The 25790-nt window shown below is 46.7% G+C and carries 23 protein-coding genes and 1 other RNA gene; 8 read left to right on the top strand and 16 right to left on the bottom strand.

Annotated elements, in window-relative coordinates; translation table 11 throughout:
• Positions 1 to 187 precede the first annotated feature (187 nt).
• A complete protein-coding gene (locus FC96_RS01265) occupies positions 188 to 790 on the bottom strand; it encodes a nitroreductase family protein (protein WP_056941707.1) in 603 nt (200 codons plus the stop codon).
• A 152-nt stretch (positions 791 to 942) separates the two neighbouring features.
• Here FC96_RS01265 and FC96_RS01260 point away from each other — a divergent pair, with 152 nt between their 5' ends.
• On the top strand, positions 943 to 1605 hold the full coding sequence (locus tag FC96_RS01260) for a CPBP family intramembrane glutamic endopeptidase (RefSeq protein WP_054659511.1): 663 nt from the start codon (positions 943 to 945) through the stop codon (positions 1603 to 1605).
• Here FC96_RS01260 and FC96_RS01255 read toward each other — a convergent pair.
• The 6 genes from FC96_RS01255 to FC96_RS01235 form a co-directional block, all read right to left on the bottom strand.
• Positions 1579 to 2061: an 8-oxo-dGTP diphosphatase gene (locus tag FC96_RS01255; protein WP_054659509.1), complete on the bottom strand. Its 483-nt coding sequence runs from the start codon at positions 2059 to 2061 to the stop codon at positions 1579 to 1581. The two genes, FC96_RS01260 and FC96_RS01255, sit on opposite strands and share 27 nt — an antisense overlap.
• 73 nt (positions 2062 to 2134) lie before the next feature.
• Positions 2135 to 3460 carry an ammonium transporter gene (locus FC96_RS01250; protein ID WP_056941706.1) on the bottom strand — a complete coding sequence of 442 codons (1326 nt, stop codon included), beginning with the start codon at positions 3458 to 3460 and terminating at the stop codon, positions 2135 to 2137.
• 213 nt (positions 3461 to 3673) lie between these two features.
• Entirely contained in the window at positions 3674 to 4801 is a 1128-nt protein-coding gene (locus tag FC96_RS01245) for a THUMP domain-containing class I SAM-dependent RNA methyltransferase (protein ID WP_056941705.1), read from the bottom strand.
• A 78-nt stretch (positions 4802 to 4879) separates the two neighbouring features.
• Positions 4880 to 5254, bottom strand: an RNA gene (gene rnpB, locus FC96_RS12660) — RNase P RNA component class B.
• A gap of 19 nt (positions 5255 to 5273) precedes the next feature.
• Positions 5274 to 5624, bottom strand: a complete 351-nt coding sequence (gene gpsB / locus FC96_RS01240) for a cell division regulator GpsB (RefSeq protein WP_056941704.1) — start codon at positions 5622 to 5624, stop codon at positions 5274 to 5276.
• 55 nt (positions 5625 to 5679) lie between these two features.
• On the bottom strand, positions 5680 to 6249 hold the full coding sequence (locus FC96_RS01235; RefSeq protein WP_054659507.1) for an SLOG family protein: 570 nt from the start codon (positions 6247 to 6249) through the stop codon (positions 5680 to 5682).
• A 145-nt stretch (positions 6250 to 6394) separates the two neighbouring features.
• Here FC96_RS01235 and recU point away from each other — a divergent pair, with 145 nt between their 5' ends.
• Both recU and FC96_RS01225 read left to right on the top strand, forming a co-directional pair.
• On the top strand, positions 6395 to 6997 hold the full coding sequence (gene recU / locus FC96_RS01230; RefSeq protein WP_370866674.1) for a Holliday junction resolvase RecU: 603 nt from the start codon (positions 6395 to 6397) through the stop codon (positions 6995 to 6997).
• A gap of 24 nt (positions 6998 to 7021) precedes the next feature.
• On the top strand, positions 7022 to 9355 hold the full coding sequence (locus tag FC96_RS01225) for a PBP1A family penicillin-binding protein (RefSeq protein ID WP_056941703.1): 2334 nt from the start codon (positions 7022 to 7024) through the stop codon (positions 9353 to 9355).
• 128 nt (positions 9356 to 9483) lie between these two features.
• On the opposite strand, the gene FC96_RS01220 is transcribed toward FC96_RS01225, so the two are convergent.
• Genes FC96_RS01220 through FC96_RS01200 form a run of 5 tightly spaced genes read right to left on the bottom strand, consistent with a single transcriptional unit; the run spans position 9484 to position 16108 of the window.
• Positions 9484 to 10209, bottom strand: coding sequence for a DnaD domain protein (locus FC96_RS01220; RefSeq protein ID WP_156403126.1), 726 nt, complete (start codon positions 10207 to 10209; stop codon positions 9484 to 9486).
• A gap of 24 nt (positions 10210 to 10233) precedes the next feature.
• Positions 10234 to 11544 carry an asparagine--tRNA ligase gene (gene asnS, locus FC96_RS01215; RefSeq protein ID WP_252192427.1) on the bottom strand — a complete coding sequence of 437 codons (1311 nt, stop codon included), beginning with the start codon at positions 11542 to 11544 and terminating at the stop codon, positions 10234 to 10236.
• A gap of 2 nt (positions 11545 to 11546) precedes the next feature.
• The gene (locus FC96_RS01210; protein WP_056941700.1) at positions 11547 to 12731 is read right to left on the bottom strand and encodes a pyridoxal phosphate-dependent aminotransferase; all 1185 of its coding nucleotides are present in this window, start codon (positions 12729 to 12731) and stop codon (positions 11547 to 11549) included.
• 15 nt (positions 12732 to 12746) lie between these two features.
• On the bottom strand, positions 12747 to 13253 hold the full coding sequence (locus tag FC96_RS01205) for a cell wall elongation regulator TseB-like domain-containing protein (RefSeq protein ID WP_054659503.1): 507 nt from the start codon (positions 13251 to 13253) through the stop codon (positions 12747 to 12749).
• Positions 13254 to 13297: 44 nt separating this feature from the next.
• Positions 13298 to 16108 carry a helicase C-terminal domain-containing protein gene (locus FC96_RS01200; protein ID WP_056941699.1) on the bottom strand — a complete coding sequence of 937 codons (2811 nt, stop codon included), beginning with the start codon at positions 16106 to 16108 and terminating at the stop codon, positions 13298 to 13300.
• Between the two features lie 213 nt (positions 16109 to 16321).
• Between FC96_RS01200 and mvk the strand changes: the two genes are divergently transcribed.
• From mvk to fni, 4 genes are read left to right on the top strand one after another with little or no spacing between them, the layout of a single operon-like run.
• Positions 16322 to 17284 carry a mevalonate kinase gene (mvk, locus tag FC96_RS01195; protein ID WP_235804695.1) on the top strand — a complete coding sequence of 321 codons (963 nt, stop codon included), beginning with the start codon at positions 16322 to 16324 and terminating at the stop codon, positions 17282 to 17284.
• Entirely contained in the window at positions 17268 to 18293 is a 1026-nt protein-coding gene (mvaD, locus tag FC96_RS01190) for a diphosphomevalonate decarboxylase (protein WP_056941698.1), read from the top strand. Before mvk ends, mvaD begins: the two co-directional genes overlap by 17 nt.
• Positions 18290 to 19372, top strand: a complete 1083-nt coding sequence (locus FC96_RS01185) for a phosphomevalonate kinase (protein ID WP_056941697.1) — start codon at positions 18290 to 18292, stop codon at positions 19370 to 19372. Before mvaD ends, FC96_RS01185 begins: the two co-directional genes overlap by 4 nt.
• Positions 19369 to 20394 (top strand): type 2 isopentenyl-diphosphate Delta-isomerase, encoded by a 1026-nt coding sequence (gene fni, locus FC96_RS01180; RefSeq protein ID WP_056941696.1) that lies wholly within the window; start codon positions 19369 to 19371, stop codon positions 20392 to 20394. Before FC96_RS01185 ends, fni begins: the two co-directional genes overlap by 4 nt.
• Positions 20395 to 20456: 62 nt before the next feature.
• Here the strand turns inward: fni and FC96_RS01175 are convergent, their stop codons facing one another.
• Positions 20457 to 21821 (bottom strand): RsmB/NOP family class I SAM-dependent RNA methyltransferase, encoded by a 1365-nt coding sequence (locus FC96_RS01175; RefSeq protein WP_056941695.1) that lies wholly within the window; start codon positions 21819 to 21821, stop codon positions 20457 to 20459.
• Positions 21822 to 21952: 131 nt separating this feature from the next.
• Between FC96_RS01175 and FC96_RS01170 the strand changes: the two genes are divergently transcribed.
• Positions 21953 to 22765, top strand: coding sequence for a Cof-type HAD-IIB family hydrolase (locus FC96_RS01170; RefSeq protein WP_056941694.1), 813 nt, complete (start codon positions 21953 to 21955; stop codon positions 22763 to 22765).
• A 42-nt stretch (positions 22766 to 22807) separates the two neighbouring features.
• On the opposite strand, the gene rfbB is transcribed toward FC96_RS01170, so the two are convergent.
• The 3 genes from rfbB to FC96_RS01155 form a co-directional block, all read right to left on the bottom strand.
• Complete coding sequence (gene rfbB / locus FC96_RS01165; RefSeq protein WP_235804694.1) at positions 22808 to 23785, bottom strand: dTDP-glucose 4,6-dehydratase; 978 nt, start codon at positions 23783 to 23785, stop codon at positions 22808 to 22810.
• A gap of 81 nt (positions 23786 to 23866) precedes the next feature.
• Positions 23867 to 25375, bottom strand: coding sequence for a glycerol kinase GlpK (glpK, locus tag FC96_RS01160; protein WP_056941693.1), 1509 nt, complete (start codon positions 25373 to 25375; stop codon positions 23867 to 23869).
• 184 nt (positions 25376 to 25559) lie between these two features.
• Complete coding sequence (locus FC96_RS01155; protein WP_054660525.1) at positions 25560 to 25748, bottom strand: 2-hydroxymuconate tautomerase; 189 nt, start codon at positions 25746 to 25748, stop codon at positions 25560 to 25562.
• Positions 25749 to 25790 lie beyond the last annotated feature (42 nt).

Raw genomic sequence — 25790 nt, 5'->3', positions numbered from 1 at the left:
TTATTTTCATTGGTTTCATTCTAGCATATTCTGGATGAAATACCTGGTAAGTTAGCAATTCTTAGAAAAGTTGACGCCTCAGGTTATCAACAAAAACGGGCAACCCTTGTGATTAAAAGGGGTTGCCCGTTTTTGTTGATAACTTGTCACCGAATGTCATCCGTTAGTCGGACAGCAGCGGGTTAATTTACTTTAAGACTTTGAAACGATCAGCGTCGTCCATGAATTCCTTATCACCAGCAGCAGCTTCAATTGAACCGAAGTCCATTTGCGCACGAAGCTTCCAACTAGATGGAATATTAAAGGCCTTGGCCACTTGATCGTCAATCAGTGGGTTGTAATGTTGAAGGTTTGCGCCAATGCTGTTTTCAGCTAAAGCCGTCCAAACAGCAAATGTTGCATGGCCTTGGCCTTGTTCTGCCCAGTCGGCAAAGTTGTCAGCGTAGAGTGGCGCATCGTTTTCAAACTGGTGAACAACATCCATATCAGTAAAGAACAAGATTGTCCCAAAGGCTGACTTAAAGCCGTTTAATTTTTGTAAAGTCCGTTGGTAGGCTTCTTCGTTTGGCACTTCCGACTTCAAACGATCGGCTACGATGTCCCACAGTTGTTCGTGCTTGTCGTTAAAGAGGATAACGGCACGAGTTGTTTGGTTGTTGAAAGCCGTTGGTGCAACTTTTACAGCCTTCTTGATCAGGTCGGCGATATCATCTTGACTTTGGGCGACGTTACGGCCTAATGCATAGATGGAACGGCGGTTCTGAGCTAATTCAATCAATTGTTCTTTCATGTTGGTAATCCCTCGCTTGTCTTTTTCAAAAGTATAGAAAGTATTATATCAACTTACATTTTGTAAGTAAAGGAGTTTGAAACATTTTTTTAATTAAATTTCATGACAGCCCCGTGTTACACTAAGTTGAAACCATTTCAGGAGGCTTTGTAATGACTAACCGGCAAGAGTTTCGGCAAGTTTTGACCCACTATGGTTACTTTTTCCTAGCGTGGTTTATTATTCAAATTTTCTACAATGTACCCATCAAAAACCTAACTGGCGGATGGTTGGAAGAAGGGCTACTGGATGTGATTAAACTCACGATGTGGCTCGGCGCCGGCCTGATACTGATTGCTTGCTTTCGTGCCAAATTAGCGGTTGAACGCCCCTTTAAGCCCAACTGGTCGTTTCTACCCTTCTACTTGTGGCTCATTGGCCTAACCGGTTATTTGATCTTTTCGGCGCTCGTGCGGCACCACCACCTTGGTTTGGTGGCTAGCTTTCAGTGGCGTTTTGTTTTTCAAGATTTCTTAATTGTGGGACTTTGCGAAGAAACGGTTTTTCGCGGTTACTTTTTAAACCGTTTGCTACGCCTGATGAAGTCACAACAGGGGGCGTTGGTCTTGCAAGCCCTACTCTTTGCGGCCATTCACCTTCCGCGATACTTGACCACCTATCCGTCAATTGCCGTTAATACTATGATCATCAATTTGGTCATGGTCGCCCTGTTAGGTTACTTATTTGGCTGGCTTTTTGTCCGTTCTCATTCTTTGTGGCCGGGCATTATTGTGCACAGCGTTTGGGACCTACTTGTCGTCGCATTGATTGGCTAATGTTGACAGGGTTAACGGTCCGTTCATAATGGTCGCCGTAGCAACAGTTGCTTGACCCGTGAAAATAGCCAACATTTCCATGAAACTTTCGGCCGTGTTGTCACGGTTTAATGCTGACAATGGCAACCACAAATTACGGCCCTCTGCACTTTGTTTCAGGGTACCCGTGAAGTGATCAGTTTTAAATAAAAAGCCAATTTTTCGGTAGCCTGCCGGTTGATCAAACCATTCGACCAGACCACAACTCTGTAACTGAGAAACGGTGAGTCCCGTTTCCTCATAAACTTCACGTTGCATAGCGGCCTCAATCGGTTCGCCCAACTCAACGTGGCCCCCGGGAAAAGTGTGGCCAAACTTCCAGGCAACGTCCGTCTTATCCTGAACGACAACTTTTTGAGTCGCCGGATCCATGATCATACACATGTTAACAAGCTCCACCGGTTGCGTTCGATCCATATCAATCATCCTCCATTCACAGTAAAAGCACCGGTTCCAGTATATCAAATACTGAAAACCGGTGCTTTACTAGCTATGATTGATTTGGCCGCTTTAACCGGGCCAATTGTCCTTCAAATTCATGACCAAATTCACTCGGGTCGCTTTCGTAAGCAGCCAAGTTATTACTAACAGGGACGGTATAATCCGCCACTTCCCCGTGTTCTCCTTGATCTAATCCGCTTTCTTCTTCGGCTCGGGTCACCCGCATACGGATAACCACTTTGAGACCTACAATGATAATAGCCGTCATAACAGCCACCAACACAATAGTGGCGACAGTCGCCAAAGTCTGAATGCCTAGTAAGTGCCAACCGCCTCCCTCAGCTAACCCGTTTAGTGCAATTTGGGGATCAACTGCTTTGCTGGCAAACACCCCGGTTAACAAACTCCCAACGATGCCGCTAACACCATGGCAACCAAAGGCGTCAAGGGCATCATCAACCCCTAACCGGTCCTTCAAGAACGTCACAAAGCCGTAGCTGGCTAAGCAAGCCACAATTCCGATCCATAAGGAACTTGAAATGGAGACGTATCCGGCGGATGGTGTAATCCCAACGAGACCACATAAGGTCCCGGTACAGATGCCAACTAAAGTCGGTTTACCGGATATGACCATGTCTAAGATCATCCAGGTCACCATGCCCGCTGCCGTGGCAACAGTCGTCGTGATCGTTGCTTGAACAGCAACGGTGTTGACAGCCAATGCTGAGCCAGCGTTAAATCCATACCACCCAATCCAAAGAATTGTCGTTCCAAGTAGTACCCAGGGTAAATTATAGTGGGTATGAGGAATATCGCCAAACTTAATCCGCTTGCCTAAGAAAGCAGAAAGGACCAGGGCGGTCACACCTGCGTTGATATGAACCACGGTGCCACCTGCAAAATCAAGGGTGCCTAGTCGCGCCAACCAACCGCTTGGGCTCCAAACTAAATGCACCATCGGGTAGTACACCAGTAGCGACCATAAAATGATAAAGCCTAACAAAAACCGAAACCGAATCCGACCGACCACAGCGCCAACAAATAACGCGGGAGTAATGACGGCAAACATCATTTGAAAAAGTGCATAGACGCCGGTGGGGATGTGGGTGTCCGTTAAGGCGTTTAAGTTTATTCCTGTGAGCATGAGGTGAAGTGGCCGACCGATAACGCCGCCCAAATCGCCTTCGAAACTAAGCCGGTAACCAATCACGATCCAACAAATAATAGCGACACCAGTCATCACAAAAACTGATAACATCGTGTTGACCACATTTCGCTTTGAAACAAGGCCCCCATAAAAAAAGGCTAAGCCCGGGGTCATAAATAAAACTAAAATACTAGCCAGAATCATAAATGAAGTGTTTGCCAGGTTCATCCAAACCGCTCCCTCTCTCTTAATGTTATGAATTCTAACATGATAATTTAAGGTTTGCTAGTTAAAAATGACCCATGTTAGTAAACCAATTCGGCCAAATGACAGTCTTTCGGGCGAATTAACAGCTATAATTAGTCCTAATATTTTTTTAATTTTTGTCGCAAGCATGTTATATAATATCACATAAAAAAAGCATGCTCGGCATGCTTTTTTCTAGTGAGTTGCCCAAAACTGGAAATAATCCGTTCTGAGCGCCCCGTTATACAGTTTGCGTTTCTTGGTGGCCTTTGCCCCGTAAAAGTTTTCAAATGCGAGATCTGACGTCAAAATATATTTGGACCAACTCGTTAAAGGTTTAAAAACTTGTCCCATTTGTTTATAAATCTGGCGGACTGATTTTTGATCGCCTAACCGTTGCCCATAAGGTGGATTGACAATGATAACGCCATCTTGCTTATCGGTTTTAAAATCCTTAACAGCAAGCTGTTTGAAAATAATGTCGTGTAAAACACCAGCCCCGTTAGCATTTAATCGCGCAATATCAATCATCGAACCATCAATATCTAACCCTGTAATGTCTAAATCGACAGCCTTTTCTTGAGTCTTAGCCATTTCTTTTAAATTGACGAGTTCGGCCGCATAGTCCGGATGCCAAGCTTCACAAGCAAAATGGCGGTTGATTCCAGGAGCGACGTTTTTGGCCATTAATGCCGCTTCAATCGGGATGGTTCCTGATCCGCACATTGGATCAATTAACGGCCGGTCAGCCCGCCAATTTGTTAGTTGGATAAGGGCCGCCGCAAAGTTTTCCTTCAGCGGTGCGGCCCCTTTTTCTTGCCGATAGCCCCTTTTAAACAGGCTATCACCCGTAGTATCTAGCGTGACCGTCGCCAGATCCTTATTCAGGGCGATCTCAAGCTTAAACTGGGCCCCTGTTTCTGGAAACCGCGTTTTGCGGTGGTAAGCTTCAGCCATCTGTGAAACAATGGCTTTTTTGGTCACCGACTGGACGTCAGGAACACTATGAAGTTTCGAATTTTTTGACCGGCCATTCACCGGGAAGGCAGCGTCCATTGACAACCACTGGTCCCAGCCAAACGCTTTAACGTTATCGAAAATATCGTCAAAGGTTGTTGCTTTAAACGTCATTAAAATGATCTTGATTCGGTCGGCCGTCCGTAACCAAAGGTTGGTTTTTAAAACGTCTGTCATGTCACCCTTAAAATTGACCCGACCATTTTCAACTGCTACATCGTATCCTAAATCGCGTAATTCTTGGCCAGTTAAAGCCTCTAGGCCGCTGGCCGTTGCTGCGTATAGGGTTAATTGTTGTTTTTCCAAGTTGTTAGCCTCCTGATGATTCGGCAAATTCCAATAAAAAAAGGTGGGAGTAACCTCCCACCTTCCTGACGTGTAGACCGCTGTAAGCCATGTTCCGTACTACGTAAAACGTCAGGCACGTGATACGTAGCGGTAATCATCTATCTCGAGAGTAAAAACTCTCCCCCCACATTTCGTTCATTTCCATATGTGAAGCGCCCCTACCGTAGTTTGGGTTGCCCGCTCGAGGGGTTTACCGCGTTCCACCGTTACCGTTTCCAGTAACGTCGTCGTCGCTGTGGCACTTTCAGGAATATTAACGCATAGCAGAGCCTTAGCGCGTTCTTCCGCCGTAACTTCTTGCGAAGTCCCCCGGCTTATTTTTTCACCGAGCACGAACACTACAGGCATCTCAGCCTGTGCGAGCATGGACTTTCCTCAGCCAGCCGATGCTGACCGCGATTACCCGAGATCTACACAGTTGATCACTAAATTAAAGTCTGTGTGAAGAGTTGTTGCCATTTTCAAGCTGTGAACCGAAGACATGGCGTTCTAGGTTTGATAACCGTTTTAAAATATCCATGTTCGTCACATTTGTAGCCGGCTGGCTAGCTTGAGCAGTGGCTTGACCGCCAACTGACAATTGTTTTGTCAATTCATCAACTTTTGCAAGGAGCCGCTCATTTTCTTCTTCAAGTCGTTGATTTTCTTTTGTAAATGTCTCGTAATCCTTAATGACATCGTCCAAGAAACTGTCAACGTCTGCTGGGTCGTACCCGCGCATTTTTTGCTTGAATTCTTTTTGCAAAATGTCCTTTGGATTAAAGTTAATATTTGCTGCCATCATTTCCACCTCTTCACTTGTTTCACACCAACACATAAAATAGTACCAAATTTCGTTACAAATTGGAACTGTTATTTAAAAATTCTTGGTAATCGTATGAAAATTCTTGAAGTTCATCAAAATCAACGAGCCGCAAGTCGTAATCATGACTATCTTGCCACTTTTTGATGGCGTCAAATTCGTACTGGGTCTTCCCCTCGTGTTCCGGATCGTAAATTAACAACGCCCCGTCTGTGTGGCGCAACATAAAATCCTGATAATTGCGGAGCTGTTGTGGTGACTGATAATCTTGGTTAGAAACCGTTCCAGTAAAGTCAACTTGAGTTAGTAAACTGGCCAGCTTAGTCTGATTTTCTTCTTTCCACTGATTACCAAAGTGGGCAAACGGTAGTAAAATCGAAACGTTCAGTTCTGGATAGTCCGCTTTTACTGTTAAGGCTGCCTTGGCGGCCATTTGTTCAATGCCAAGCTGGCCTCCCGTAATCACCCATTCGGTGCCACTATCCGAAATAGCTTGAATAATCAGTTTCTGTATTGCATAATCAATGACTTGATACTTCGGATCTTGATCCGAAAAGATCTGTAATTCGTATGATCGATATCCAGTTACCCATAGCCGCTTCATTGAATGAGATTCCCCCTTTTAGGTCAAAGATGAGTTATAGTTTTAACTATGTTTTCTGTTCGGAGTTTTTATTTAATCCACTAATTGGTATAATATCACTAATTGAATATAAATTTTACGCTAAGGAAAAGAGATGATTCATACTGTGACGATTCATTATCCCAATGGAGCGCGTTACCTGCCAGCGGGGCAGACTGCTCATCATAAGGCCGCGGCGAAGCCAGTCCTCCATGGTGGCCGTGGCATGACCCTAGAACAGGAACTCAACGAAAGCAATCGCTATTATTTAAGCCATGATATTGCCGTCATCCATAAGAAGCCCACTCCAATTCAGATCGTGAAGGTTGATTATCCGCGGAGAAGTGCTGCGGTCATTAAGGAAGCGTATTTTAGACAAGCTTCGACCACTGATTATAACGGCATTTATAAGGGCCGTTACGTGGACTTTGATGCTAAGGAAACCCGCAACAAAACAAGTTTCCCCCTCACTAATTTTCATCAGCATCAAATTGACCATATGAGAAGTTGCTTGAAACAAGGGGGCGTTTGCTTTGGGTTAATTAAATTCGTGACACTTAACCGTTTGTACTTATTATCGGCTTCCGATCTCATCGCTTACTGGGATCAGCAAGACTCGGGTCGAAAGTCAATTCCAATCGCCGACTTTGAAAAAATCGCGTTTCCCATTCAGTATGCTTTAAATCCAGTGATTCCCTACTTATCTGCAGTCGACGATTTACTATCTTAATTGCCTTACTTAAAGGAGCGAACTATGTCAAGCAATCAATCAAACCGTGAGTCCCGTACAGCCCGGCGTGCTAGCCAAGGCGGCCCTAAAAAGCGTCGCCCTTGGATTAAGAAAACCCTAAAATGGTTGCTAGTCGCCTTCTTAGCGGCCATCATTTTAGGAGCGGGCCTATTTTTCTATTACGCGCAGAGTGCACCAAGTATCACGCGCTCAGCCCTTGAAAGTGATACATCCACCAAGGTGTATGACGCTAATAACAACGTCGTCTCACGCCTTGGTGCCCAAAACCGGGACTACGTTAAGTCTAAAAATATTCCTGATACCTTAAAATCGGCTGTTGTGTCCATTGAGGACCGTCGATTCTATAAGCATCATGGGGTTGATCCAGTGCGGATTTTTGGGGCAGCACTTTCCAACGTTACTGGTTCATCGTTAGGACTTCAAGGTGGCAGTACCCTGACGCAGCAACTCGTTAAACTATCGGTATTTTCAACATCGAATGCTGATCGGACGCTCAAGCGTAAAGCGCAAGAAGCTTGGTTAGCGATTAAGGTGGAACAAAAGTACAGCAAACAGCAGATTCTTGAGTTCTATATTAATAAGGTGTACATGGGTAATGGCGTTTATGGGATGCAAACGGCAGCGAAGTATTATTATGGGAAATCCCTCAGCCGGCTATCACTCCCACAACTTGCGCTGTTGGCAGGAATGCCTCAAAGCCCTAATAGCTATGATCCAATTCACTATCCGAAATACGCTAAGTACCGGCGTGATCAGGTCTTAAACGCAATGACCGAAAACAAAGCCATCACGAGTGCCCAAGCATCTGAAGCAAAGGCCACGAGTATCAAGGCGGGATTAGTTAAGAATCATAGTGTAACGGCAGTCAACGAAAAGAACGCTAAGGTCATTGATTCTTATCTAAAGGAAGTTTACAGCGAGCTTAAGGCGGAAGGGTACAACACCAACACCGATGGTTTGCGCGTCTATACGAACCTTGATATGTCGGCCCAGCGTCATCTCTATAGCATCGCTAACTCCAACAACTACGTTAATTACCCAAGTAAAAAGTTCCAAGTTGGAGCAACCTTAGTTAACCCAAATAACGGGAAAGTATTAGCCATGTTAGGTGGCCGTAAGGTCGGTAACGTCTCCTTTGGACTTAATCGGGCTGTTCAAACCGACCGGTCAAGTGGATCGACCATGAAGCCTTTGATGGATTATGGCCCCGCCATTGAATACTTGAAGTACCCGACGTATCAAGCTGTTCAAGATACCCCTTACACGTATGCGGGAACCAACAAACAGCTTCAAGACTTCGACAATAAGTACGAAGGCAGCATTACCATGCGAAAAGCATTGGTTGAATCACGAAACATCCCAGCCATTCGAACCCTTGAGGCTGTTGGTCTCACACGAGCTACCCGCTTCTTAGGTAAATTAGGGATGACATTCAAGAATCCCCTTGGGTTGCAAAACGGGATTGGCGCATATATTTCCTCGGAACAAGAAGCAGCCGCCTACTCAGCTTTTGCGAACGGTGGCACTTACTACAAGCCGCACCTTGTTAACCGGGTCGTAACGGCTGATGGCCAATCCCACGCCTATGCAAGCAAAGGTTCTACGGCGATGAGTCCGGCGACCGCCTTCATGATTACGGATATGTTAAAGGGTGTCATGACAAGTTCCAACGGATCAGGGACGACCGCTAACATTTCGGGATTATATCAGGCTGGGAAAACTGGGACAACCGCCTACCCTTCTGATTTTGCGAACCAAGTACCAGCTAGCTCGGCCATGGATTCATGGATGACCGGTTATACAAAGAACTTTTCACTTTCGGTTTGGACGGGTTACGACCGGCAATTCTCGGCGGGTGGTTACATTACTCAGGATCAAACGAAAATTGCACAGGAAATCTATCGGTCGGAAATGTCTTACGTTCAGCAAAATGCTTCAAATGAAAATTGGACAGCCCCAAGTGGTGTGGTTGCGACCCAACGAGGTGGTACCACCGAATACTACATTGATGGGTACCCGGGTGATGCGTCAGCAGCTGGTTCTTCTGATTCATCAGGTGCCTTTTCACAGTCAAGCAGTGCCGCAAGCTCAGTTATCCAAAGCAGTTCTAGTAGCGTGGTCACCACGACGCCTAGCACGCAATCGTCATCCAGCTCACAACGAGAAAGTTCTGATGTGGACCAAGAGCAACAACCAAGCGGCGGAAATGGCGCCGGTGGTGATGGTGGTAACGGCGGCGATGACGGCAACGGGACCACAACTGATAGCAGCACAAGCACCCAACCGACAACTGGGTCAAATAAATCCGAATCAACAAAAAGTGTCGATAATGACTGATTTAAAAAGCAGCGCTCAAAGCGCTGCTTTTTTAGTGCCATCCTGCTAGATCATCCGCCAGCTCAAATAAAACAAGCCCACTTCGGTTTGAAGTGGGCTTGTTTTATTGAATACTGATCGATTAGCGGTTAAACGTCGTGATACGGCTGATCGCCAATGTTAAATAGTGGAATATGCGGCGAATTAGCAGTTGACTGTTTACTTGTCGGTGCTGAAGTATTTGGCCGATCACGGCGGGCCTTATCTTGTTGAACTTGAGCCGCCGTTTTAAGATGTTTCTTCTCCCAACTTAACAGGATCCGATCCATATACTTTAAACTGTAGACTTGACTTAAAACCGCCTCTTTTAAGGCTAATAGGACAAGCTCTGGTTCGTAATGGTCTTGATCGAGCCATTGAGAAATCATCTCAAGTTCAATTGGCGACAATGGCCGGCCGAATTCCTGTTCAATTTGCTGGAAAACCGCTTGTCGGGACGATTGACCTGTAGCAACAGGACGACTATCGGTCGCAGTGGTTTGAGTGGTGGTCAACTTAGCAAGTTTTTCAAATATTAGACTAAAATCATAGGCATCGCTTGCCAATTGGCCCTTCTTTTGAATCGGTTGAATTTGAATCAATTTCTTTTCAATCATTTGGTGTAGCAAATCAAATACCTGTTGTTCTGATTTACCGAGAGCGGCTGCCAGGTCCTTAGTTTCAGGGAAGGCGACGCCCTGGTCAGCAAAGCTTTTGAGCTGCAAATAAACTAGGAATTCATCATTGGTCATGCCAAGTTCCCGGTACCGCCGCACCAATAAGGTGGCAACAGTTGTGTTGCCCTCGGCTAAAAGTGCTTTTGCAAACTCATCCATCATCTTCCCCTACTTTCTTACTTATTACGGGTAAATCCGGTTCAACAAACGTGGGAATGGAATGGCTTCACGAACGTGGTCCTCGCCAGCAATCCACGTCAGCGCACGTTCAAGTCCGAGACCAAACCCGGAATGCGGCACACTACCGTATTTCCGTAAGTCTAGATACCAGCTGTACTCTTTAGGGTCAAGGCCGGCCTTTGTAATCTGGTCAAGTAAGTAGTCGTAGTCGGTAGCCCGTTCAGAACCCCCAATAATTTCGCCATAACCTTCTGGTGCCAGCAAATCAGCACAAATCACCACGTCTTCGCGGGTTGGATGCGGCTTCATGTAAAACGGCTTGATGGCCTTTGGATAGTTCAAAACAAAGACGGGTTGATCAAATTGATCGGCAAGGAAAGTTTCTTCTGGCGAGCCAAAGTCAACGCCCCATTCGACGTCAAAGTCATTCTTTTGAAGTAGCTCAATCGCTTCATCATAACTAATTCGCGGATATGGAAGTTGGGTGTATTTCTTCAAAACATCAACGTCGCGACCAAGTGTTTCTAACGCACTGGCGCAGTGATCAATGACGTTTTGAACGAGATAAGCAATGTATTGTTCTTGAATTTCGAGTGACTGTTCCTGGTGCATAAAGGCCATTTCGGGTTCAATCATCCAAAATTCAATCAAATGGCGACGAGTTTTCGATTTTTCAGCCCGGAAAGTTGGCCCGAAAGTAAAGACCTTATCAAAAGCCATTGCACCCGCCTCAGCATATAGCTGCCCAGACTGGGACAGATAAGCATCCCGATCGAAATACTCGGTATGGAACAGGTCAGTTGTTCCTTCTGGTGCACTCCCAGTTAAGATTGGCGAATCCATTTTAATAAACCCATGATCATTGAAAAACTCATAAGTGGCGCGGATGACTTCGTTTCGGATGGTCATCATAGCGTGCGGCCGGCTGGAGCGGAGCCACAAGTGACGGTGATCCATCAAAAAGTCCACCCCGTGTTCTTTAGGGGTTATTGGATAATCGTGGCTCTCGCCTACAACTTCAATTTCTTCAACTTCAATTTCGTAGCCAAATTTAGACCGGGTATCTTCATGGATAACACCAGTGACCCACATACTCGTTTCTTGCTTTAATTCTTTTGCAAGTTCAAAGGTTTCTTCGCTCACATTGTTTTTGATAACAACCCCTTGGAAAAATTCCGTTCCGTCTCGAAGTTGCAGGAAGGCGATTTTACCACTTGAGCGTTTGTTGGTTAACCAAACACCAATCTTTACTTTTTCGTTGACATGGTCCTTTGCGTTTACAATATTAATCTGTTGCACCAGGGTACCCTCCATTTTTACTTAGTATGTGTCTTCATAAATTCAGTGATGCGCGAAACAGCATTTTTTAAGGTTTCCAAATCTGTGGCGTAACTGAGGCGCACGTGGTGGTCAACACCAAATGCGTTCCCGTCAACAACCGCCACGTGGGCTTCTGTCAGTAACTGATCCACAAATTCGCCCGTTGTTGCTATTCCAGTCAATGCTTGTGCGTCTGCAACGTCTGGGAACAAGTAAAAAGCCCCTTGTGGTTTAGTTGCCAGTGAAAAGCCTGGAATTGCGTTCAATAACGGATAAAGAGTGTTTAGCCGTTGTTCAAACGCATGCCGCATCATTTCTGCGTCGTCTTGCAGTCCAGTTAATGCTTCTAAGGCAGCGTATTGACTAGCGGCAGCAGGATTCCCCGTTGCATGGGATAAGAAAGCACTCAGCGCCTTAATCAGTTCTGAATTAGCAACCACGTAACCAATTCGCCACCCGGTCATTGAATAAGTCTTGGAGACCCCATTAATGACGATCATATTGGTTGGCAATTGATCCTTTAACGCTGCAATTGACGTGAACTTCGCCCCGTTATACGTTAATTTGCCGTAAATATCATCCGTAATAACCCAAATTTGATGCTGCTCAGCCCAGTCGGCGATTGCCTGAAGTTCAGCCGGCTCATAAATGACACCGGTCGGATTTTCAGGGCTGTTAAGCAGTAAGACCTTCACCTGCGCAGTCAGCGCCTGTTCCAAAAGCTCTGGGGTCACTTTAAATCCGTCTGTCACTGGCATCCCCATTGGAACACCGCCAGCCAGCTTAATTTGCTCAGCATAACTGACCCAGTACGGTTCGGGAAGTAGGACCCCGTCGCCAGGATTTAAAATGGCCTGGAAAGTCCCATAAAGTGCCATTTTGGCTCCTGTTGTGACCGCCACATTTGTCTGATCAACGCTGATGCCGTAATCGGTTGCCGTCACGTTTGCAATGGCTTCTCGCAACCGAGGCAGCCCGGCCGCCGGTGTGTAAAAGCTGGCCTTACCGGTTTGAATCGCCGCAATCGCGGCCTGCTTGATGTTATCAGGCGTTTGAAAATCTGGCTCACCAATCCCAAGATTAATGACGTCAATTCCATTAGCAATCATTTGTTTGGCCTTACCTGAAACTTTCAATGTTGCGGATGGTTGAATCTGTGAAATCCGATTTGATAATTGCACAAAAAGCCCTCCCCACTAAATATTTTGAATACTTTGAAGCGTCTTACCCGTTTTAAAGCTCAGCGTTTCATAACATAACTTGCCCTTCTGATTGACATAATTAACAGTCCAGGCCGGTTGATTATTGAAAACGCTAAGTGCGGCTTGAAGCACCTTCTTAGGGTTTTCTCGGCGCCAAACGCGGCTCAATACGGCATTGCGGGACAGGCCACTGGTTTGTTTCAAAACGCGAAGCTGACCGCCCTTTTGAGGAACGATGACGTAGACCGGTTGGTTTTGCTTATTGGTCCCCGCCACGGTGTAGTAGGTTTTATCGAGATTTGTCCAATAAAAACCGGTAGTTGTCTTTAATCCAGCGTACTTTTTAGCTAATGTCTCGGATTGAGTCTGGGCTTGAACTAGTGGTTGCGTTGCGTGGTGAATGCCCCAAATAACCAGAACAATTGCCACAACAATGACCCCTAACAAAACCCGCACCCCTGTCCGAGTTAGTCGCTTTCGGCCAGCGTGTTTTCTTCTCATAACCAGTCTCCTTTACTCACTGCGTTCTATTATAGCAAATTGACTTAGTCCTGCGCACTGCTTCGGTGGATTTTAAAGAAATTTTGGGTCCCCTTAACAATCTCGGTCAATCCGGCCTTTTTAACGGGCAGACTAGTTGGTAAAGTTTTCAACATCGTTTGACCGTATTGATGCGTTGCAAGTCGGCTATCAAGAACAACAACAACACCGTAATCATCACTGGTCCGAATCAAGCGCCCAACGCCTTGCCTTAATCGCAGCGTTGCCTTGGGAAGTGCTAAGTTGTAAAACGGGCTCTTACCAGCAGCCTTGAGCTGGTTATAGCGCGCTTTGACCTCAAGCTGTTCGGGTGCATCAAACGGTAACCGCGTAATGACTAACAATTGCAGTTTATCCTGAGGCAGATCAATTCCTTCCCAGAAGGTCGCAGCCCCAAGCAACACAGCATTGTCTTCGTCCATGAACCGTTTAATCATTTTTTCTTTACCGCCAGAAATCCCCTGAGCTAAAATAACGCGGTTAATCCGGGGACCTTCCACCGTTAGCCGCTCGTAAACCGAGGCGACCGTACTCAGTGAGTTAAACAACACAAGCGTGGGCCGGTTACTGGCCTTCATTAACTGCTTAAGGGCCTTTGCCAAGTACGTTTCATACGCTGGTGTATCACTAATTTCAGGTGCTTCAGTTGAAACGTAAAGTTGCGCCTGCTGTTCAAAATTAAAGTCAGATTTCATTCGACGGATTTTGGTCTTGTTCCGGTCCAAGTCAAGCTCGTCATACAAGTACTGTGACCGGTTTGATGAAAAGAGTGTTGCGCCCGTAAAAATTGGTGCTTTGAAGGCCGCATACACCCGGTTGGTCAAAAATCCCTTCACCGAAATCAAGCTCGCTGTCAAAATTAGATGCTGACGATCAGCGCTAACAGTCAACCAATGCATAAGTTGCTCCGAGCTTTCTTGTTGCTGCATGGTCATTAATGTCGACCAGCTGCCCTCGATTTTATGAAAATCGGTTTGCAGTTGCGTCATGGATTGGCGTTCGCTAACTAACCAACGGTCAGTTTCCTTTTCAAACGCCTCACTGAGAGTTGCCAACCCGGCGTGTAGCTTATCCATCAAAATTTGAAGCTGTTCAAATAGTCCGGACCGGCTGGCAACAAACGTTTGCCAAACAGTATTATCGAGGGCAATCTCGACGAAAGGCTGTTGCTTAGCACCGTTTAACTGTTCTTGATAGGCGTTGATGAGATACGCGCTTAACGCCGTTAACTGGCGATCAAATTCGGTCGTCCAGGTGGCCAGCATCGCCAGTTGACTGTGGTATGGCTCACCAGTCAAGATTTTCACTAGACCGTGTTCGTTATCTGCGTCCAACCGCCGATTCATGTGGCGAGTCAGATTGGTGATTTCTTGAAAATCAAACCGTTGACGTTGAGACCGCATGGCGTAATCGGCTAGGTGCTGCGCTTCGTCAATGACTAAAAACGGCTGTCGCAACTGACGGCCGAGAGATTGCGCCCGTTGAACTAAAAATGCGTGGTTGACGATGACAAACATCGCGTCAGGAAGTCGCTGATATAGTCGGCGCAAAAAGTCCACCTCATAAAAGGCATCGGTCTCGTCCAGCTGATTAAGCCCTCGATGGCGCACAACATCTAAGAAAGGTGGATCATTTCGGAAATGCAGTTCGTCCAAATCGCCCGTTTCCGTTTCGGTTAACCAGACCAACAGCCGCAACTTAATGAGCTGCGATTGTTTGGATCGGCTATCCGTTCCTAAGGCTTCAACAAATCGGGAAACGTCAATGTAGTGCTGATTGCCCTTTACCACAGCCACTGAAATTTCAAACGGTAACATCCGCTGTAGCAGTGGGACAGTTTGGTCGGCCAACTGGTTTTGAAGCAAGACGGTGTCGGTGGCAATCACAGCCTGACGTCCCGTTGATTGGCTGAGATAAGCCAGTGGGAACATGTAACCGAGAGTCTTCCCGGTGCCCGTTGGGGCTTCAACGATCAAAGGGACATTTTCTGGCTGGTCTGGTTGGTAATGGCGATAAATCAAGTTCATCATTTTAGCCTGATCTGCCCGCCATTCAAACTGTTTCGGGTAATGCTTTAGTTTACTCTTTTTTGTTTTAGGATAACTGGCCGCTGTTTGGTGATCTGGCCTTAATTGCCGGACGCGCCGGAGTGCCATGCTATTTGTCACCATTAAATCGTCTGGTAGCGCACTGTGTTGTTTTTTTGCACCAGTCAGCGCCCATTCAAAAACGGCGGCCGTATTTTGCGGCAGTTCCGCCCCGATTTCAACCATGCGTTGGAGCGTCACAATGGGCAACGTTTGAAGTTTTTTAAAGAGAACGATCAGTAATTCAGCCGTAACCAAGGCATCATCATCTGCTGAATGCGGATGGACGTGGTTGATGTTTAACGTCTGCGTGATATCGTGAAGCCGAAAACTGGAGAGGCTCGGCAACAGAATCTGGCTTAACGTCACGGTATCAATCGCTTCAATTTTAAGGGCCGGATAACCAACTCGTTCAAATTCTGCATTTAAAAACGGAAAGTCAAAATTGACGTTGTGGGCCACAAACACGGTGTCAGTTAGCAAACTGTACAATGTTCCGGCAATATCATCAAAAAGCGGTGCTTTTTTAACTTGAGCATCGCTAATTCCGGTTAAGTTTTTAATGGCTGGTGGGATCGCCATTTGAGGATTCACATCACTTGAAAATTGATTAATGATCCGACCATTTTGAACAAGTACGCACCCAATTTGAATCGTGCGGTTTCCTTCCGCCACATTGGTTCCGGTTGTTTCGATATCGACAACCGCGTACACTGAATTTGCATCCATATCAAGTTCACCAAATCTCTACTGTATACTAACTAACATCATACTACACTCGCCCACTGATTGGCGAGTCACAATCTTAGCTAGTGGCCATTAACATTTGGTAACGATCCAGCACTAGCGTTTGATTTATAAAACGCATATGATAATATGGTGGTTGGCAATTATTACAATCAGGTAACAATCACTAAACCTTGACGAAAAGGAGCGAGCAATGTGTTGAAACAAGCAATGGGCGTTAGCCACGCAAAAGTTATTTTAATTGGTGAACACAGTGTTGTTTACCAAAAGCCTGCTATCGCTTTACCGCTTCCGGCCGTCAAGACCACGGCGAAAATCACGCCGCTTAACAACGGGCAGCAGCGGTTTGCGAGTCGTTACTACTCAGGCCCTCGGCAAACTGCCCCAATTGAATTAGAAGGCATTAATGCCCTTATTGATACGCTACTAGCTCGCTTCCATGCTATTGATAGCGCGTTTGAACTTAAAATTCACAGCGACCTACCAGCCGAACGTGGCATGGGTTCGTCTGCCGCAACTGCGGTTGCCATCATTCGGGCGCTCTACCAGGCGTTTGGACAGCCTTTGACTCATGAACAACTTCGAGCTGATGCGGATATTTCGGAACATATTATCCACGGTAACCCGAGTGGCCTTGACGTGGCCACGACAAGTGCAGACGCGGCCGTTTGGTTTCACAAGGGTGAAGACCCCGTTGACCTGCCTTTTCATCTGACAAGTTACCTCGTTGTTGCAGATAGCGGCATTCACGGTCAGACCGGTCTAGCAGTCAAGCACGTTGCCGACTTTAAAGAAGCTCACAATCGGCTTGCAACCCACGCTATTAACCATCTTGGGGCCCTGACTGAAGCGGCAAAGGATGCGTTACTTAAAAACGATGTGTTGCACCTTGGTCAAGTATTAAACCGGGCCCAAGCCGAACTTAGAACGCTTGGGGTTAGTCATCCTCGTTTGGATCAAATGATTCAAGTTGCCCGCCAAAATGGTGCTGTGGGTGCAAAGCTCACTGGTGGCGGAATGGGCGGCTGTATTATTGCTCTTGCCAAAACGGCTAAGGATGCTGCCAAAATCACGACCGCGCTTAAACAAATGAACATTTTAGAGACTTGGACTCAACCATTTCTTAGCGAGGAGGTTGTCTATGACGACGCCAACTAACCAGAAAATTACGGCGACAGCCCACACGAACATTGCGTTGGTCAAGTACTGGGGGAAAGCCGACCAATCTTTGATTATCCCTCAAACTGACAGCCTGTCTTTAACATTAAAAGCTTTTTACACCACGACAAGCGTCGTTTTTGACCCCCGTCTGAGTAGTGATACAATCACCTTTGACGGGGTTTTAGCGTCCCATGACGACCAAGAAAAAATGAGCCGTTTTTTGGATCTCGTCCGTGCTCAGGCTGACGTTTCACTTCGGGCCGCCGTGACAACGGTGAACCACGTGCCGGTCGCAGCTGGCCTAGCTTCAAGTGCGTCTGGGTACGCAGCCTTAGCTGCTGCTGCAAGTCGTGCGGCAGGATTAAACCTTTCCCGGCATGACCTTTCAAGGTTAGCGCGGCGTGGCTCTGGTTCAGCAAGCCGGTCAGTATTTGGGGGCTTTGCTGCCTGGCACCGCGGGACCGACGATGCCACGTCTTACGCCTATCCAATTGATGAGCAACCAGATTGGGATTTGGGCGTGATGGCCGTCGTCTTGGATCAGACAACAAAAAAGATTTCTAGTCGCACTGGGATGCAACGAAGTGTTGCTACCTCCCCCTTTTATCCCGCTTGGATTGAAGCGAATGAACAAGATTTTGACGCGATCCAAGTCGCAATTAAAGCTCACGATATTGAATCACTAGGCCAAATTACCGAGCATAATGCGTTGCGTATGCACGCTTTAACACTGAGTGCAGAGCCTGGTTTCACATACTTTAACGGGGCGACACTAGCCGCAATTGAATTGGTTCAACAAACGCGTCAAGAGCTGGGAGGTCGTTACTACTTCACGATTGATGCTGGCCCAAATGTGAAAATTATTGGTCTGCGAACCGATCTTGAAACACAGTTGTTGCCACGGATGCAAGCGCACTTTGGGGCTGCTAACGTGTTACTAACGGCTGCGGGACCGGGTGTTACCATCCAAGCTGATAACCCCACCGGAAAGGACTTGAACTCATGATTTCTGTCAAAGCGCCGGGAAAACTGTATATCGCTGGTGAATACGCTGTTGTTGAAACCGGCTACCCCGCTATTATTGTGGCTCTTGATCAATTTGTGACCGTGTCCATTAATCAAGCCGATACGATTGGAAGTATTGTATCGTCTCAGTTTGAAGAAAATTCCATTTACTGGCGTCGTGAGGACGGCAAAATGGTGTTTGATAATCGAGATAATCCGTTCCACTACATTCTGTCAGCCATTCGGGTAACAGAGACCTATGCTAAAACGTTGCACAAACAGCTTGGTGTCTATCACTTGACCGTGGAGAGTGATCTAGATGCTGCAGATGGCCGAAAATACGGTCTGGGCTCCTCTGCTGCTGTGACGGTCGCTACGATTAAAGCGCTTTGTGCTTTTTACGAGCTCCCCGTCACCGCTGACAAGTTGTTCAAACTTGCTGCCATCGCGCACTTTGATATCCAGGGAAACGGCAGTTTAGGCGATATCGCGGCCAGCGTTTATGGCGGCTGGATTGCGTATCGTTCTTTCGACCGGGAATGGTTGAAGTTGGCCAAGGAAAACTATAGTTTTACCAGTCTTCTCAATCAACCTTGGCCGGGGTTGGAAATTGAACCGCTCACGCCGCCAGCCGATTTAAAACTCATGGTTGGATGGACTGGTTCACCAGCGTCCACCTCCCATTTGGTGGATCACGTCGCCCTCAATAAAGCGGAGCGTCAAGAAGCTTATGAACACTTTCTTGCGAATTCGAAGGCTTGCTTAAATGAGATGATTAGTGGTTTTCGAGCTCAAGACTTGGATAAGATCCAACATCAGCTGACCGTTAATCGCAAGCTACTTAATCAGTTGGAGGCGTTTACCCATACCCAGATTGAAACGCCTCTTTTGGCTCAATTATGTAATATTGCTGAATCGTTTGGCGGGGCCGCCAAAACGTCTGGTGCTGGCGGTGGCGATTGTGGTATCGCCTTAATGCGCGTCCAAAATGACCTGCCTGCCCTAACAACCGCCTGGCGTGATGTCGGCATTCGACCGCTCGCCTTTAACGTTTACTTTGAAAGGGACGATGTGAAATGACTTCAAAGCACGTTCATCGCAAGGACGAACATGTCTCTCTTGCCGAAAAATTTCATCATCCATCAACCACGTTTGCCCAAGTTCGGATTATTCACCAAAGTTTGCCAGAACTGAGTCTTTCGCAGATTGAGACCACGACAACCTTTGCTGGTAAGAAATTGGCCTTCCCAGTTTTCATTGAAGCAATGACGGGTGGAAGTCCCAAAACTGGCCAATTTAATGCGCAGTTAGCAAAATTGGCGGCCCATTTTCATTTGGCAATGGCGGTTGGATCTCAAAGTGTTGCATTCAGCGAACCACAACAGGCTAAAACGTTTGCCATTGTTCGCGATGAAAACCCGGATGGCGTGGTCATTGCCAATTTAGGCGCTGATCACTCGCTACAAGATTGTCAGACCGCCATTAATATGGTCGCAGCCGACGCGATTCAATTACACGTTAACGCAACTCAAGAATTAATTATGCCTGAGGGTGACACTGAATTTTATTGGCGGCAAAATATTGCTCAGTTGGTGACCAAACTGGATATCCCGGTGATTGTTAAAGAGGTCGGGTTTGGGATGGCCAAGGAAACCGTCGTTGATTTAGCCAAACTCGGTGTGCAATACGTTGATGTCAGTGGCCGTGGTGGCACCAACTTTGCCATGATTGAAAACTTTCGTCGATCTGGTAAAGAACTAGACTACCTGACAGATTGGGGTCAAACGACTGCCGAGTCGCTGCTCGAGCTAGGGGCGGTTCCGGATGCCCCCACCGCATTTGTTAGTGGCGGCATTCAAACCCCTCTTGACGCGATCAAAAGTTTAGCGATGGGCGCTGAATATGTCGGCATGGCTGGCGAACTGCTTCACCAACTCATTTCGACGGATTACGAAACAACCGAAGCTTGGCTAGCAACTTGGTTAGCCGACTTTAAAAAACTGCTGTTGCTAACTGGTAGTTCAAAACTGGCCGACTTAAATCGTCTTCATTTGGTATATACAAACGAATTATTAGACTACAAACACGAAAGAAATTTATAATTTGCACTATACAAAAAGCGTTAATTCAACTTGAATTAACGCTTTTTGTATAGTCTCTTTTACTAATTCAAATGGGCATCAAATCGAAGCCCCTTAGGGAAGAAATTTTTAACGGCACCGTTGACGACTTTCGCGAAGGCAACCGGTTGATTGTCACAGACCAGTCGGACCCACCCTTTTTTAACCGGTAATGCGTCGTGCTTAAATTGATCGCCGTGCACCACCATCGCCCACTCAGTGATTGAAATTGTGACGTTATGGCGTACCGCGTCTGTTGGCAATGCCAGTGCCAGGGCATAGGCTGGTTCGAACCGTCCTTTTTTGAACGTCCCTAGATGTAGCCCTGGTCGAACAACTTTTAAATGACCAAATTCCGGTGTAGCTTCAGGTAACAAGTAGAGTTGGTCACCAAACGTAATTAACCGTCGGCTCGGCCAGTCAACTGACTGTAAAGAATCTGCAACAAATGAGTCGAGCAGCATTTTCTGGTCTTTTGTCAAGTTACCGCGTTGCAAGCGGCTTTTCTTTGGGGCCGTCAACTCTGATGTTAAGCGCAACTTGGCAACGAAGTGGCCTTCCCCTCGCATTAGGTGTGGAAACAGCCGAGCCGTTTTAGTCAGCTCCGGGTTCCCATCAGCCCATTCTGGGTGGCCATCTACGATTCCAGCTGTTTTATCAATTGGAAGTACTTCCAGTTCCGGATAAGTTTCAAGGAGCCAAGCAATGGTTTGTTCGTCTTCTTCTGGCGCAAATGTGCAGGTCGAATAAACCAGTGTACCACCAGGCTTCAACGTTTTCACCGCTTCAGCTAAAATGGTCTGCTGTCGCACAGCACACTCCCGAACATAGTCTGGCGACCAATACTTAATCCCGTCCGGATCCTTTCGAAACATTCCCTCACCAGAACATGGCGCATCCACGAGGACGGTATCGAAAAAACCCGGAAAATGGGCAGCGATAACCTCAGGAGTTTCATTTAAAATTAAGGCGTTGGCAACCCCGAATCGTTCGACGTTTTCCGCTAATACTTTAGAACGCTTACCCATGATTTCGTTGGTGACAAGTAAACCAGTCGAGCCCAGAAAACTACTCAAATGGGTCGTTTTCCCGCCAGGAGCAGCACAGAGGTCAAGCACCCGTTGACTAGCGGTCGGAGCGGCAGTTTCGCCAACAAACATGGCACTTGGTTCTTGACTATAAACAGCACCACTTTGGTGGGCCACTGAGCGGCCACTAATTTTACCAAAATAACCCCACTTTGAATAAGAGACCGGGTCCGTCAGATTCAGATTGGCTGGTAACGACTGGTGGTGTGGATTCACTCGAAATCCATTTGTTGCCGGGTCCTCAAAACTTGCTAAGAAATCCTTAGCGTCGTCGCCCAACAATTTTTGATATTTTTGAATAAATTCTTTTGGTAAATTCACTTAAATTCTCCTCACACAAGATACATTAAGAGTATAGCTCAAAATTGGCACCAAGGCTATCAACTCGTGCATTTCATCATCATTTGTGGTAAGTTAGAACCACGATTTTATTTGGAAACGGACGTGTTTTTGTGAACCGAAAACTGATTGCTATCGACTTAGATGGCACCACACTTAACAACCAAGCCCGGTTGTCCCAAAAGACCATTGACACCATCGGTCGCGCTTCAAAAGCGGGCCACATTGTCAGTATTGTCACCGGGCGGCCTAACCGCATCTCCCAAAGCATCTATGACCAGTTGCATTTGGAAACGCCAATGATTAATTTTAATGGGGGCCTCGGACACTTACCCCACCGCTATTGGTCGAAAGAATACCAACACACTTTTAGCCGGGACATCGTCTTTGAGATTCTTCGAAACCGCTCGTCACTAGGCGTCGAAATGATCGCGGCTGAGGGAAAAAACCTCTTTTTAGCTCAGCAAGATCATCCGGTGGCTGTTGGCTTTTTCCCAACTAATCTTAAAAGTACCGAAATCTTAAATACGCGGACCCTAACGACGAACCCAACTAGTCTCACCATTGCGGTACGCCAGGATCGGCAGCGGGCTCTTATTCAATACATTAATGATCAATTTGGCGAGTTTGTTGATGTTGCCCCATGGGGCGGCCCTAACAGTGTCGTTGAAATTGGCGTCAAGGGCATCCAAAAAGCAGTTGGCGTTGACTTTCTCGCCCACCATTACGGCATCGAGCGGGAAAACGTTCTAGCCTTCGGCGACGAACACAACGACAACGAGATGATCGAATATGCGGGCTGGGGCGTTGCAATGGCTAATGCAACGGACCATTTAAAGGGGCTCGCAAACGATGTGACCCCCGAAACAAACGATGAGGATGGTCTCGCCGACTACCTCACGACCTACCTGAAACTAGCTGAATAAGTCGCACCATAAAAGCCGAGTGACGTTGTGTCGCTCGGCTTTTTAGTTTCGAAATCCTTTCAGCCAATCTTGATGGTTTGTATACCAAGCGACCGTTTGGGCCAGTCCTGAATCAAGTGATATTCTTGGGTGCCAGTCTGTCAACGATGTCAATTTTTCATGCGTCATTGCATAGCGAAAATCATGCCCCGGCCGGTCAGTAACGTGTTCAATTAGATCAGGGGCCGCATTCAACCTCCTTAGAATCCGACTAATGATTGATAGATTAGCCGCTTCTTGCCCTGCGGCCACATTGTAAACTTGCCCGTCAACGCCCTGGGTTAAAACGGCCCAGATGGCGGCACAATTATCTGAAACCGCTAACCAGTCTCGAATTTGGTGGCCACTCCCATAGACGGGAATCGGCCGCCCCGCCAAGCCGTTTTGAATTGTTTTGGGAATTAATTTTTCTGGATGCTGATAAGGCCCGTAATTATTGGCCGATCGTGAAATAACGACGGGTGTCTGATAAGTTTTAAAGTCAGCGAGTACAAATAGATTAGCAGCCGCTTTAGAGGCCGCATATGGGCTAGAAGGTTTAATCTGACCCTGCTCATCAACCGGCCGCTGATGAGTCCCAATCGTGCCATATACCTCGTCTGTGGAAACCTGGAGAAACCGGGTCAAAGAAGTTTCTTTAACCACTGTCAACAAACTTAAAACGCCGGCAACGTTGCTATGATAAAAGGGTGTCGCATCAATGATGCTTCGATCTACATGGGACTCGGCCGCAAAATTAACTAAGTGCGTAATTCGTTCTTCTTTGATCAACTGACGGAGCTTATCAGTGTTATTGATATCAGCATGAACAAATCGATATCTTTTATCCTGAGCCACATCGCTAAGGGATGTTAGGTTGGCTGCGTAGGTCAAAGCATCGACGTTAACAATTCGGTCGACCGATGGCTGTTTGAGCAAAAAGTGAACGAAATTGCTCCCAATAAAGCCAGCTCCGCCGGTCACTAACACGTTCATCACCATTCTAACCCCGCCTTCTGTTTATAACTGATAATACCCTCAACTCAGCCGCTTATGACGCCGAGTTGAGGGTATCCTTATCAATTAGTCTTTTTTTAATTTAAACAGCTGAGTTGCTTTGATTGCGGTTAACCAACCTTCATAGCACTGATCTCTAGTTGATTCCGCCATTTTTGGATCAAATTCATCGCTCAGTTTGTGGAGCTGTTTGATTTCAGTTAAGCTCTCCCAAAATCCAACTGCTAAACCAGCCAAGTATGAAGCGCCAAGCGCCGTCGTTTCAGCAATAGCCGCCCGTTGAATGTGGGTGTTGAGAATGTCAGCTTGAAATTGCATCAAAAAGTCGTTGTTCGCTGCCCCGCCATCAACGCTAAGCGTTTTAATATCAATTCCGGTATCCTGGCTCATCGTATCCACAACGTCACGTGTTTGATAGGCGATAGCTTCCAGTGTTGCTCGAATAAACTGTTCTCGGGTAGTTCCACGCGTCAACCCAAAGACGGCGCCCCGGACATCTTGATCCCAGTATGGCGCACCAAGACCAGTAAAAGCTGGTACCACGTACACATCACCAGTTGAGCCAGCCTCAACCGCCATTTTTTCCGATTCAGAGGCGTGCTCAAATAACCGCATCCCGTCTCGAAGCCACTGAACAGCCGAACCTGCAACAAAGATACTTCCTTCTAAGGCGTAAGTGACTTCGCCGTTAACCCCATAGGCAATCGTCGTCAACAATCCCTTGTCCGACAAGGTCGGTGTGGTTCCGGTATTCATCACGATAAACGCGCCGGTCCCATAAGTGTTCTTAACCGAGCCCTTCTCAAAGGCCGTTTGGCCGAATAAGGCCGCTTGCTGGTCACCGGCAATCCCGGCAATCGGAACCTGAATCCCAAAGAAGCTGAAATCGGCAGTATAGCCGTATATCTCAGACGATGGGTGCACTTCTGGCAACAGACTTTCTGGAATCCCCAACAGGGCCAAGATCTCATGATCCCAAGCTAATTCGTGAATATTGTAAAGCATGGTCCGGCTAGCATTAGTATAGTCGGTTGCGTGGACTCGACCACCAGTCAACTTCCATAAAATCCAAGTATCAATGGTCCCAAATAATAGTTCACCACGTTCGGCCCGCTCACGAACGCCCGGCACATTATCTAAAATCCACTTAATTTTAGTCGCTGAGAAGTAGGAATCAATCACTAATCCGGTTTTATCATGGATCATGTCCGCGTAGCCTTGCTGCTTCAAATCATCCGCAATCTCGCTTGTTTGCTTAGACTGCCAAACTATCGCATGATAGACGGGCTCACCAGTCGCCTTATCCCAGATAATGGTAGTCTCCCGTTGGTTCGTGATACCAATTCCACGAACCTTGTACGGCGGAATTTTAGCATTAATTACAGCGTCGGAAATTACAGATTGAACAGCGCTCCAAATCTCGGTGGCATCATGTTCCACCCAGCCGGGCTTTGGGAAGTATTGGGTAAATTCCCGTTGCGCTGAGCCGACAATTTGCCCATCGTGGTTAAACAGGATTGCGCGGGTGCTCGTTGTCCCTTCGTCAATCGCCATTATGTACTGTTCGTCATTCATGTTTTAATTCTCCATTCGTGTCAATCAAATCGTCATCATCTAATTGGTTTTGTCTTCATTAAGTATACAGAAGAAAGCCCTATTCGCCAAATATAATCATCATTCTAACGTGGTTTTAACAAAAACGTAACCGCTTACAGCGTTATCGCAAAAAAAGGTTGAACTCAAAGTTCAACCTCGAAGACTACTTTTCGTCGCTCTTTAAAACGCCACCAACGCTGTAACGGTTTTTAGCCATTTCGCTTAAGATCACGTGAACGTGGTCTTCAGGGGCTCCGGTGTTTTTGCTAACGGCATCAGTAACGTCTTTAACGAGATTCTTTAGTTGTTCTTGCGAACGACCTTCAATGAGGTCAATGTGGACAATTGGCATAGTTTAGCTCCTTCATCTTCTAAATTCTTAATGACCAAATTA

The sequence above is a fragment of the Secundilactobacillus kimchicus JCM 15530 genome (assembly GCF_001433995.1).
GTDB lineage: Bacteria > Bacillota > Bacilli > Lactobacillales > Lactobacillaceae > Secundilactobacillus > Secundilactobacillus kimchicus.
This window is presented reverse-complemented; position numbering and strand designations above follow the sequence as displayed.